This window comes from Paenibacillus piscarius, assembly GCF_022234545.1.
Lineage (GTDB): Bacteria > Bacillota > Bacilli > Paenibacillales > Paenibacillaceae > Paenibacillus_AQ > Paenibacillus_AQ piscarius.
The window spans coordinates 158,882-171,594 of sequence record NZ_JAIEUI010000016.1; the positions used below are offsets into that span (position 1 = coordinate 158,882).

Annotated in this window: 9 protein-coding genes; all 9 read left to right on the forward strand. The window is 42.1% G+C overall.

The window, feature by feature from the left end:
- Nucleotides 1–441 precede the first annotated feature (441 nt).
- The 9 genes from K1558_RS22940 to K1558_RS22980 all read left to right on the forward strand — a co-directional run bounded on the left by K1558_RS22940 (nucleotide 442) and on the right by K1558_RS22980 (nucleotide 12,534).
- On the forward strand, nucleotides 442–708 hold the full coding sequence (locus K1558_RS22940) for a DinB family protein (protein WP_238654048.1): 267 nt from the start codon (nucleotides 442–444) through the stop codon (nucleotides 706–708).
- Nucleotides 709–794: 86 nt separating this feature from the next.
- Nucleotides 795–2,360: a limonene hydroxylase gene (locus K1558_RS22945; protein WP_238654050.1), complete on the forward strand. Its 1,566-nt coding sequence runs from the start codon at nucleotides 795–797 to the stop codon at nucleotides 2,358–2,360.
- Between the two features lie 470 nt (nucleotides 2,361–2,830).
- Nucleotides 2,831–4,651: a type I restriction-modification system subunit M gene (locus K1558_RS22950; protein WP_238654052.1), complete on the forward strand. Its 1,821-nt coding sequence runs from the start codon at nucleotides 2,831–2,833 to the stop codon at nucleotides 4,649–4,651.
- Nucleotides 4,648–5,946 carry a restriction endonuclease subunit S gene (locus K1558_RS22955; RefSeq protein WP_238654054.1) on the forward strand — a complete coding sequence of 433 codons (1,299 nt, stop codon included), beginning with the start codon at nucleotides 4,648–4,650 and terminating at the stop codon, nucleotides 5,944–5,946. The genes K1558_RS22950 and K1558_RS22955 overlap by 4 nt, the downstream gene beginning before the upstream one ends.
- Before the next feature lie 25 nt (nucleotides 5,947–5,971).
- On the forward strand, nucleotides 5,972–6,580 hold the full coding sequence (locus K1558_RS22960) for a DUF4145 domain-containing protein (RefSeq protein WP_238654056.1): 609 nt from the start codon (nucleotides 5,972–5,974) through the stop codon (nucleotides 6,578–6,580).
- Nucleotides 6,570–9,527 (forward strand): type I restriction endonuclease subunit R, encoded by a 2,958-nt coding sequence (locus K1558_RS22965; RefSeq protein ID WP_238654058.1) that lies wholly within the window; start codon nucleotides 6,570–6,572, stop codon nucleotides 9,525–9,527. The genes K1558_RS22960 and K1558_RS22965 overlap by 11 nt, the downstream gene beginning before the upstream one ends.
- Nucleotides 9,528–10,149: 622 nt before the next feature.
- On the forward strand, nucleotides 10,150–10,647 hold the full coding sequence (locus K1558_RS22970; RefSeq protein ID WP_238654060.1) for a hypothetical protein: 498 nt from the start codon (nucleotides 10,150–10,152) through the stop codon (nucleotides 10,645–10,647).
- A 141-nt stretch (nucleotides 10,648–10,788) separates the two neighbouring features.
- The gene (locus K1558_RS22975; protein WP_238654062.1) at nucleotides 10,789–11,481 is read left to right on the forward strand and encodes a nuclease-related domain-containing protein; all 693 of its coding nucleotides are present in this window, start codon (nucleotides 10,789–10,791) and stop codon (nucleotides 11,479–11,481) included.
- A gap of 30 nt (nucleotides 11,482–11,511) precedes the next feature.
- The gene (locus tag K1558_RS22980) at nucleotides 11,512–12,534 is read left to right on the forward strand and encodes a restriction endonuclease (protein ID WP_238654064.1); all 1,023 of its coding nucleotides are present in this window, start codon (nucleotides 11,512–11,514) and stop codon (nucleotides 12,532–12,534) included.
- Nucleotides 12,535–12,713: the final 179 nt, after the last annotated feature.

The window sequence follows — 12,713 nt, forward strand, 5'->3', positions numbered from 1 at the left end:
CGATTTTTATTGTATCGGAAACTATAATCTCCTCTTGATGTGGACAAGGTGCGTGTAGATTTGTGGAAAAGAATTCCTTGAATGATTCGAAGAGTGACTTTGTTGCTGAATGTATGTGAAAAACAGCATACGTTGTGCTCGCAAGCAGGCGCACATCTGAATGTATGTGGAAAACAACATACGTTGTGCTCTCAAGCAGGCATACGGCCTGAATATATGTGAAAAACAGCATACGTTGTGTTTGCGCAAAGGTAATCTTATTCATCCGTTAGGATGATTTTGTTCTTTGTGGAGAAGGGCATGGCGCGAAGTATTGTATATTTGTAAAATAGGTGGGATAAAGGGAGGGGGACTGGCCATGAACGTAACTCAAGCGATAAGCTTCATTGATCAGGAACAAAAGCGAAGCATAAGGCTTTTGAATGGATCAAACCAGAGCATATGGAGCCTACAGAGGACAAAGAATTAGGGCAGATTAGAGCATTACTGGAAGAGCAGATTAGCGAATGCAGAGAGCTTTTGAAAGAGCTGGAACATGGAGAGGGTCTACTCTATACAACCACAATGACGGTCAACAACCTGGGGAAGCTTGATGTGTATCAATACATCTATTTCCTGTGTCAGCACGCCAAGCGCCATATTGTGCAAATGCAGAGGGTTGTGGAGGAGTACACAGAGCAGAGCGACGGGGGAAGCGCCTTGTTGTAATACTTTCGCCATACTCGTTACTATCAAAATAAGCCATTATAGATACAGAAGTGTACTGAAGGAATACAGGAGAGGTGTTGTGCACAATGGTAATTTTCTTCGATAGAGCGAATCGTCCGCTATGGGAGGGCCGCCCCTCCATTTACTCCTATATTCAGGGGCAAGGACGATCCGTGGACGGATCACTGCCGGATGACGATGAATTCTGGGCCGGTGATCGAATGAGATGGGTAGCAGGAGGCCTGGATGGAGCCTTGGGTCATCATGCTGGATCTGATAAGACGACAGATGAGGTTAGAGAGCTGGTTCAACTGCTGGCGAAGCATTCCAGAAAGCCTAAGAATTCTACGAGAAAAGCCCTATATGCCAAGCTAGTTAAAACAGATGTAGGCGGCATGATTGATGCCATTATAGATGAGGTGCGCGAGCAGCCCGGCATTAAGCCGGAATCCGTATTCCTTGAAGGGCAATGGCTCGCGGAGAATGCGGCGCACCGGAATGCGGTCAAGTTCGGCATTGCTATGCTGGGTCTTTTTCAGAACGGGCAAGTCAAGGACTTGCTTCTAACGCTGGGGAGACATGAGGAATTTACACTATATGCCACGGTTGCAATCCATAATGGAATGGAGGATAGCAACCAGGTTCTATTTGAACTCGCTCAAGAGGTACATGGCTGGGGAAAAATACATATCGTCGAGAGACTCGAGCCCTCCAGTCAGGAGATCAAGGATTGGCTGCTGCGGCAAGGATGCCGTAACAATGTCATGAACGAATATTTAGCCTGCATTTGTGCAAGAAACGGCGGCTTGCGTGAAGCACTATCGGCTGATCAGGTAGATGGCGAATTACTGGATGGAGCAACCGATATCATTGAAGCTCTTTTGAATGGCGGCCCGGCTGAGGACATAGATGATTATGAGGATGCACCACAGGTGTTATTCGATTATGTAAGGCTTATTCGGGAGCAAGGGACAACGACACAGCAGCTTTCGGTTATATTTAGTATTTACGGTTTTGTAGCTGAGGATGAGGAGAAGTGGGCCGCGCGAAATTCGGCAGGCTGGAACGAGCAGTTGCAGAGCGATATCCGTGCGGGTTGTGAGCTGATTATCGCAGACACTAAGTGGAACAGTATTGTTATGAATGCTGTACGTAGCGGCAACTTAACCGATGTTTACTACGGCGGGGCTTGTGCAGAGAAGCTGGGGATAGATATTTGGGACACGCTCTACGAACAGCTTACAGCTAAACCACTAGAGGATTTCTATTACTATGAACTCATGAAGACGGACGACAGAGACCGAATTCAAAGCTTTGTTCAGTACGCCATAGGGCACCTCCCCTTGCAGCAGATCGGCACTGGCCCCGGGACTGAGATGGGATTCGGCGAAGAATATGCAGCACACCGGAAGCTGGGAGCTATCTTACAGAGCCTGGACCGGTTCGAGGGGATAGGGACGGAGCTGATTCTCACTGGCCTGAACAGTCCAGTCATCTCCAACCGGAACATGGCGATCCATTCACTGGAGAACTGGGACGTTACATCCTGGGGAGAGCAGCTAATTCACGCAGTCACACATTTGTCAGAAGTCGAGCCTGAAGAGCAGGTAAGAGGACGGCTGGATCAGCTCTGTAAGGATAAGGGGTTATAGGTTTGGAAAAAGATATGCAAAAGTTGAATGGTCTGTTCCAAATGAAGATATTGAATCAGTTTAAATAAGCAAGCAGGACCAGTGCCAGAAACCGCCCACTCGGAATAGACAAAGGTTTAAAAGAAGGAAAATACTAAAGTTGACAAGTCACTCGCTTCTTGAGACAAACTATAGGAGAGCTATCTAAAACGACAATGTAAGCCAATTCCGTGGTATGATTGTACTAATTGCGAGCTATATGTTCTATGAAATAAAACAAATAACGTTAGTGTAGGTTATTAGTTGATATATTGTCGTGTGTTAAATATTTGCTTTCGACGATTACTCGCTGGAGGCAAGAAAGTATTCCCATAAAATTAGCCTGATAAACTTATTGAATTTTGAAAATGCATCTAATAGAAATTAATGATGTTTTGGAACGAGAACAAATTACGTTCCTATCTGAAACTTATAAAGAGGAGAATGAATAAATGGACAATCAAGTATATAATCAAATCGTGAATTTTATTTGGGGTATTGCAGATGATTGCCTTCGTGACGTTTATGTACGAGGAAAATACCGCGATGTTATATTGCCTATGACTGTAATCCGTCGTCTGGATGCAGTGCTTGAGGAAACCAAAGATGAAGTTCTGAAAATGAAGAGGATGTTAGATGATATAGGCGTTACCAATCAAACAGAGGCCCTTTGCAGTGCGGCGAAGCAGTCTTTTTGTAATGGGTCTGAATTTCGCCTTCGCGATCTAACCAGTCGTGTAAACCAACAGAAATTGAAGACAGACTTTATTGCATACTTGGACGGTTTTTCACCTAACGTTCAAGAGATATTGAGCAAGTTCAAGTTTCGCAATCAGATTGATACTATGGTAGATGCTGATATCCTTGGTGCAGTTATTGAAAAATTCGTATCACCATCCATTAACCTTGCGCCGTTCCCTGTATTGGATGATAACGATGACATTCGTATGCCGGCACTGGATAACCACACGATGGGAATAATTTTCGAGGAACTGATTCGCCGTTTCAATGAGGAAAATAACGAGGAAGCCGGAGAACATTTTACACCTCGTGACGTCGTGGAATTGATGACGGATCTGATCTTCCTACCAATATCTGATCAAATCAAAGACTCTACATATTCGATATATGATGGTGCAAGCGGCACGGGTGGTATGCTTACGGTGTCTCAAGACCGTCTGCAGGAGCTTGCACGGCGTAACAACCTTAATGTGTCCATTCACCTTTTTGGACAAGAGATTAACCCCGAAACTTATGCTATTACCAAAGCTGATATGCTTCTCAAGGGCGAGGGTGCGGAGGTGGATAACATTTCTTATGGTTCTACGCTTTCTTCTGATGGTTTTCCAAGTCGTCAGTTTGACTTTATGCTATCCAATCCACCATATGGCAAATCATGGAAAAGCGATGCTGAAAAGATGGGAGGAAAAAAGGGTATCCAGGATACACGCTTTGTTACAAATTTTGCGGGGATTCCTGATTTCGGTATGATTCCGCGTACTAGTGATGGTCAGCTTTTGTTTCTACTCAACAACGTTAGTAAGATGAAAGAAGCCACTGAACTAGGTAGTCGCATTGCAGAAGTACATAATGGCTCTAGCTTGTTTACGGGTGATGCTGGACAGGGCGAAAGCAACGCCCGCCGATATCTTATCGACCGCGATTTGGTTGAGGCGATAATCGCTCTGCCTGAGAATATGTTCTATAATACAGGTATCAGCACGTTTATATGGGTGCTATCCAATCGGAAAACCGGAACACCACGAGAGGGTAAAATCCAGCTAATTGATGCGACAAGTATGAAATCGCCATTGCGTAAAAATCTGGGGAAGAAGAACTGTGAAATAAACTCTACTATTCGAGATCAAATTGTACAGTTGTTTTTGGGTTTTGAGGAAAATGAGTATAGCAAAATTTTTAACAATAGTGCGTTTGGGTATTACAAGATCACTGTTTTACGTCCGCAGCTTGATGAAAGCGGCAAGCCTTTGTTCGATAAAAAAGGCAAGCTTATCGCTGATAAAAATTTGACTGATACGGAGCAAATTCCGCTGGACTACGAAGGGGGAATTGATGCGTACATTGCCAAGGAGGTACTACCTTATGCGCCTGATGCGTGGATAGACGAAAAGCAGACGAAGATTGGATATGAAATAAACTTTACTAAGCATTTCTATAAGCCTGTACAATTGCGTGAGCTTTCGGAGATAGTTGCTGACATTCGTGCATTGGAAGCAGAAACGGACGGCTTGCTTGAGGAGGTGCTGAAATGAGTGAATGGAAAATAGTGCCGATTTACGGAATTGCGAAGCCTAAGCAAATTGTGAATTGTGTAGACCGTGAACTTTTGTCGGTATATTTAGGAAAGGGTGTTGTGCCGTTTTCAAGTCAGGTCGCTAAACGGACGAATGTTACTAGTACGGACTTGTCCAAATACCAAGCTGTTGATTACGGCGATTTTGTACTGAATAATCAACAAGCTTGGCGCGGTTCAGTCGGTGTGTCGAAGTATAGTGGGATTATCAGTCCTGCTTATATTGTGCTTGCGTTGAGCAATGATATCTCTACTGATTTCGCAAATTATCTTTTTCAAAGCAGGAGTATGATTGATAAATATGTTGTTTGTTCAAAAGGCGTGGGTTCCATACAACGTAACATTTATTGGGATTATCTAAAACGGGTGAAACTCGCCCTCCCACCAAGTGCTGAGCAAGACCAAATTGTTCGATTTCTTGACTGGAAAGTCTCACAGATAAACCACCTTATTAGGGCCAAGAAAAAGCAGATTTTGCTTTTACAGGAGCAGAAGCGGGCTATGGTGGATAAGGCGATTACAAAAGGGCTTAAATTTAATGCATCGATGAAAAATAGCGATGTGAATTGGCTTGGAGATATACCTGATCATTGGGAAGTTTGTAGTTGTAAATATCTATTCAATGAAAGGAATGAACGGTCCGAATTAGGTGAAGAAACCCATTTGTCGATGAGTCAAAAATATGGTCTTATTCCTAATAATCAGTTAGATGAAAGGAGAATGTTATCTGAATCTTACGTTGGTGGTAAATTATGCTATGAAAATGACTTAGTGTTAAATCGTCTGAAAGCTCATCTTGGTGTGTTTGCACTTGCTCCTCAGATGGGTGTTGTAAGCCCTGATTATACAGTTTTGAAAGTTAACACAAATAAAATTATTCCTGATTTCGCACAGCATACTTTACATTGTGAATCTTGCCGGCCAGAACTTCGAATTAGGGTGAGAGGCGTTGTTGAAGGATTTTGGCGTTTATATACAGAGGATTTCAATACGATTAAATTACCATTACCTTCAATCGAAGAACAGCAGGAAATACTGACTTACATTTATGCTCACTCTGATAAGTCTAATTTACTTATTTCATCGATAAAAACCGAAATCAATCTCCTTCAAGAATACCGTACCCGCCTGATATCCGATGTCGTAACAGGAAAAATGGACGTGAGTGCCGTGGAAGTACCGCAATATGAGGAGCAGGAAGAAATGGACGAGAAAGAACTGATGGATGAAAATGAAGAAGGAATGGATGAGTAGACGACATGGGCGGAGGTGATCATTGATGCTTGATATAAGAGAGTGGAAATGGGAAAAAGTTAAACCTAAAGATAAAGCGCAGCATACGTTGTCATGCCCATATTGTAACGTGAAGGTTCGCGCTATATCCGAAACGAGAATATTTGATGCTGACACAGGCGCAATAAAATACCATATATTTAAATGTCCAGAGTGTTTTATGCCTATAACAATCGGAATTGATGGGGAAATCATACCTACGTCTCAGCTTTTGCCATTTGAAGATATCCCATATTTGCCATCCAGTATAGAAAAGATGTATTGCGAATGTAGGAAATGCTTTTCTAACGCTTGCTTTTATTCAGTAATAATGGTTGCCCGCACATTAATAATGCATATATCAGCAGATTTAGGTGCAACGTCAAATCTTAGGTTTGTTGAATACATAAACTATCTAGAGCAAGAAGGGTATATTTCACGACACAATCGAACTTGGGTAGATAAAATAAGGAAACTCGGAAATCAATATATACATGAATTAGACGAAGCAACTGAAGATGAGGCTAAATTGGCAATAACTTTCATTAAGCATCTGTTGATTAATGTTTACGAATTGCCACAAATGGCTCAAGGAGAGGGATTTCGTGAAAACTAACATAAAAGAGCAGGGATTAGAATCGCTAATTATAAGACACCTTGTCCTACACAATGGCTTTGAACAAGGCGAAAATACTGACTATAATCGCGAATATGCTATTGATGAAACCCGTCTACTTCGTTTTTTGGAAATAACTCAACCCGAACAAATGGAGTTGCTCGGATTAAATAAAAGCAGACAAAAATATAATCAATTTCTTAATCGATTAAGTGGTGAAATAGCCAAGCGTGGTGTGATTGATGTACTAAGAAACGGGGTGAAAATTTACCCTGCAAATCTTGTAATGTTCTATATGACTCCGTCTGTTAAGAATGCAGAGGCAAAAAAAATGTTCGAACAAAATATCTTCAGTGTAACCCGTCAACTGATGTATTCCAGGAACATCACCACCCTTGCGTTGGATTTTTGTATCTTCATCAACGGTCTACCAGTTATCACTTGTGAGTTGAAAAATCAGCTGACCAGTCAAGATGTAAATGATGCCGTTTGGCAGTATAAAACCGATCGTGATCCTAAGGAACTATTGTTTATGTTTAAAAGATGCATGGTGCATTTTGCTGTAGATGATGCGAGAGTGAAATTTTGTACAAGACTAAGTGGTAAAAGCTCATGGTTCTTGCCATTTGACAAAGGCTATAATGACGGCGCAGGTAACCCACCAAATCCCGAAGGAATTATGACAGATTACCTGTGGAAGCAGATATTCAGAAGGGAAGAACTTGCGAATATCATCGAAAACTACGCTCAAGTGGTGGAACAGATTGATCCCGACACCAAGGTGAAATCACATACACAAATTTTCCCGCGGTATCATCAGATTTCAGTGGTCAAGTCTTTGCTTGCTAATGTAAAGGCGAATGGAGTAGGACAACGTTATTTAATCCAGCATAGTGCGGGGAGTGGCAAGTCAAATTCTATCGCATGGCTGGCACATCAACTTGTGGGCTTGGAGCGTAACGGATCAACCATCATTGATTCGGTTATTATAGTTACCGACCGCGTAAACCTCGACAAGCAAATCCGCGACACTATTAAGCAGTTCTTGCAGGTTTCCAACACTGTGGTCTGGGCAGAACATTCTAGGGATCTGCGTAAAGCAATTGCTGATGGTAAGAAAATTATCATCACTACTGTTCATAAATTTCCATTCATCTTGGATGATATAGGTATGGCTCACAAAGGACGCAATTTTGCTATTATCATTGATGAGGCGCACTCCAGCCAAAGCGGTAATATGTCCGCTTCTATGAACATTGCTCTTGGTGGTAGCTATAACCCCGAAGATGATATTGAAGATAAAATTAATCGCTTAATGGAAGGACGAAAAATGCTGACCAATGCCAGCTATTTCGCCTTTACTGCTACGCCGAAAAACAAAACACTGGAAATGTTCGGTGACTCTGTTCTTCAGCCGGATGGCACGGTGAAACATGTCCCATTTCATAATTATTCCATGAAACAAGCAATTCAAGAAGGTTTTATATTAGATGTGCTGCAATATTATACGCCCATCAAGAGCTACTATAAGCTGGCAAAAACCATTACTGAAAACCCAATGTTCGATAAGAAAAAAGCTCAGAAACGCCTCCGTGCCTTTGTTGAGAGTGATCAGTATGCGTTGAACACCAAAGCGAACATAATCGTTGAGCATTTCCACGAACAAGTTATTTCAAAGGCGAAAATCGGTGGTAAAGCCCGCTGCATGGTGGTAACAGCCAGCATTGAACGAGCCATTGACTTTTACTACGCTATTACCAGATGTCTTGCTGAACGGAAAAGTCCATATAAAGCTATCATTGCTTTTTCTGGTGAGAAGGTTTATGGCGGCGAAACCCTTACCGAGTCCACTATTAATGGATTCTCCAGCAATCTAATTGAAAAAACTTTCAAAACTGAGCCTTATCGCTTTTTAATTGTTGCGGATAAATTTCAAACGGGTTATGATGAACCTTTGCTTCACACCATGTATGTGGACAAGATTTTGACAGATATCAAGGCGGTACAGACTCTATCTCGTTTGAACCGTTCTCATCCTGATAAACATGATACCTTTGTTTTGGACTTTGTCAACGAGCCTGATGATATTCAAAATTCGTTCTCACGCTATTTCCGCACAACGATTCTGTCAAAAGAAACCGATCCAAACAAACTTTACGACTTGATTGCCACCATGGAGCAGCATGAGGTTTACACGGAGCACCATGTTGATAACTTTATTGAACTGTATCTTAACGGGGCAGAGCGCGATAAGCTCGATCCGATTATAGATGCTTGCGCCGTACTATACAAAGGCTTAGGTGAGGAAGAGCAGGTAGAGTTCAAAGGCTCAGCAAAGGGATTTGTGCGCACATATGGCTTCTTGGGAGCAATATTACCTTATGGTAACGCTGAATGGGAAAAACTTGCTATCTTCCTAAGGCTGCTCCTGCCTAAGCTTCCCTCGCCAATAGAAGAAGATCTGTCGACTGGTATTTTGGAAGCTATAGACCTTGACAGTTATCGAACCGAGGCTCAGGCTATGGTTTCTATCCAATTGGAGGATTCTGACGCAGAAGTTGACCCAGTGCCAATAGGTACCAACGGAAGCAATCAAATCCTCGAACTTGACTTTCTCAGTAACATTCTATCTACATTCAATGACCTTTTTGGCAATATTGACTGGAAAGATGCAGATAATGTTCGGGCTCAGATACAGCGTATTCCGGGTATGGTGTCGCAAGATAAGGCTTATCAGAACGCTATGAAAAACTCTGACAAGCAAAACGCTCGTATGGAAAGTGATCGTGCTCTTCAAACGGCAATCTTAGGCGTAATGTCGGATAACATGGAACTTTTCAAGCAGTTTACGGACAATCCGTCTTTCAAGAAGTGGCTAGCGGATATGGTATTTAGTGTGACGTATAACTCTGAAGGTAAGCCTTATGACGGGCAGACTTCGATTTAAACTTGAAAAAATTGTTATGGCTATTGCAATTACTCACATAGTGTCTCGATCTTCATATGTTCCTAGACACAAGAAATGAGTGTCATTGGTATGAAAATAATCATATGACTTGGATATTTTATCCTTATTTTCATAGTTAGAGTGAGTTGGGGAACCATATCAAAAATAACGGTTAAATAGAGTGGAGAATAATAATGTTTTTTCAATGTTTAGTTATGATTTCACACTCTTTCCCCCAACAACTCCCCAACCGAAACCTCCAACGCCTTCGCAATAGCAACTACTTCATAATCCTGTACAAGCCTATATTGACCCTCTAAGCGAGACAAACTAGTCGGACTAATATCCAACCCAAAGGTTTGCAACCTGGCAAGGAAATCCTTCTGCTTCATTTTCTTGGCTTTGCGAATTGCTACGACTCGGCTCCCGATTATGTTTTTGTCTCCTGGGGGCTCTTTGCGATGTCTCATTTCAGTGTCACCTCACAATATTAACCAAATTGTATGCGAGGTGGGAGTTGTTTTAATGCGGATATCGAATTAAAATGAAATAAACCGATAAACGCATTAAAATATCTATACTTCGTTTACAACCATAGCTTTGCCAGAAAGGTGAGGGTGTAATGCAAAATCTGATTCACAAGTATGAGGAGGAGAAGCGCATGCTGAATGAACTCGGGCAGAGGCTGCTGGAGGAAGGTGTTTCGTTAAGCACCAATGAAGCGCTTCAGGCTCAGAGCCGCAGGGTGGATGAACTTATTAATCAGATGTATCAAGAAAGGAACGGATATTCGGAGGCTTTGCGTTTAAACTTCTATCCAGGGGGAGATGTGGTGAGTTTTCCGGCGTGGTTCATTCAAACAATTCAGGGTCGATTAAATGAGGTAACTGCACAAATAGAATATGAATCGGAGCCTAGACAAGCCTTTGAAGAGGAAAGCGAGGCGTTTCAGGCGTTGTTCGACTCCTTAGATATCGCACGTATGCCGAAATTCGAGGATTGGGAGAATAAACTCCAGGTAAAGCAATCCGTTATTTATGAACGCTTATATCTACAGGGACTGAAGGATGGAATGCAACTTGCACATTCCTTTAATGCTCCTTCTGCTCTCTCGGAGTAAGCACAATAGACAACATAAACATATTCACGTTTGGGCTGTCCACGCGACAGCCTTTTTCTTATGTTCATTTTGGCAGGGAATCCTTCCCATATTGTCGAATTACCATACATATTGTAAATCCAGAGGATATGAGGTTGGGCTATGTTTGGAGCACTAAAGAAACTCTTCCAAAAGTCAGACACTAAGCCGCCACAGGCTGCACATAAGACACAAGCTCCAAAGGCTAAGCCCAAGGTTGCTTCCACCAGAATTGGTGATCTAGGCGAGCATAAAATTAACATTCAGCTTGATCAACTACCTAAGGACTGTAAATTCTTAAGCGATCTGTTGCTTCCTAATTCTAAGTCTAGAACTGGTTACGCCCAGATCGATCATGTTGTAATTTCCCCTTATTGCATTTTTGTTATTGAGACGAAAAACAATAATGGAGAAATTAAAGGCGGGAAGGCGGATCAGCAATGGTCGGTGAGTAACCGGTACAAGATGTATAATCCGCTGAAGCAGAATTACGGGCATATCAAGGCCGTTGAGAGTCTGCTGAAAGATGTGGCCGCTGTAAAATACATCTCTATGATTTCATTCACGATGAGATGTAGGTTTAGCATTGACCCGGAGCTGCGAAAGATCCACTCGGACGAACTGGTTGTCTATGACGTGGAATTAAGTGAGTTTATCTCTAGGAAGTTGATCAGCTTGAAGGCGGGAACCTCTGAGCCTCCTATTTCTGCGGGGCAGATTCAAACTATATATGATCATCTGGATCAGGCTAATATCACCGATGTCGAGATGCGTAAACTTCATGTCCAGAGAATAAAAGGGAGCAAGAATTATTGAGATCATTACTTTTATAGAGGAGTGTTAACTATGGGAAATATGTGGCTTGTACGAGCAGGGGAAAGTGCATACCTTATTGATGAATTTAAAGGGAAAAATGCTGTTGCAATAGGTTGGGAGGAACTGGGTAACATTAATGCGGTGAAAAATTTACAAGAGATGAAGAAGCTTTTGAAGGTGAAGTATCCTGAATATAAGGATGGTAAAATTAACATTACTGCAGGTCAAATTTTTCGGTTTGTGAGTGATTTTAAAATAGATGATCTTGTAATTACTTATAATCCGGAAGAGCGTCTCTATTACATAGGAAAAATTCAATCCAATTATGAATATAAACCTGGTTATATTACGGATCAGCCCCATATTCGCAGAGTAAATTGGGAGGGGACGGTATCCAGGGATGATTTGTCAGCAAGTGCTCGGAATACGCTTGGTTCTATTATGACTATTATAGCTATTCCCAATGATGTTCAGAAGGAATTGCTCAAACAAATGACAACTGGACAGATGGAGGGTAATCAACCAAGCCAACCTCTGGACTCTGTGCAAGTTGAGACGGAGGAAGAGGCTGAAGCATTAGATCTAATTAAGGGCGACGTCATTGAGAAGTCCAACGAGTTTATCAAGGATAAGATTGCTAAGTTAAGTTGGGGACAAATGGAGAAATTTGTCGCAGGGATACTCAGAGGAATGGGCTACAAGACAAGAATCACACTTAAAGGGCCAGATGGAGGCAGAGATATTCTGGCATCTCCAGATGGTCTGGGGCTTGAAGAGCCCAGAATTATAGCAGAAGTGAAGCATCGTAAAGAACGTATGAGTGCTAATGAATTACGCAGTTTTACTGGAGGGTTAAGAGGGAAGGACAGGGGAATTTACGTATCTACTGGCGGATTCACCAAAGAAGCGAAGTATGAAGCGGACAGATCGAACATCCCTATAACATTAATAGACTTGGATCTACTAGCGGAGTTAGTAACGCAATACTATGATCAATTTGATTCAGAGACACGAACGTTAGTACCATTAAGGAAGATATATTGGCCGTTATAAGTTTGAATTTTTTCTTAGGGCTGTCCATGAGAGGGGCCTTCTTCTAAATAATCCTAGACTACTAAAATCAATAACCATCCTGGAGGACTCCATGCCACTACCCGAAACATTCACACAGATTTTTAAGCGTAAGCAAAAGTCATATATGATGGTCTTAATCCTATCCTTAATTGAAGAGC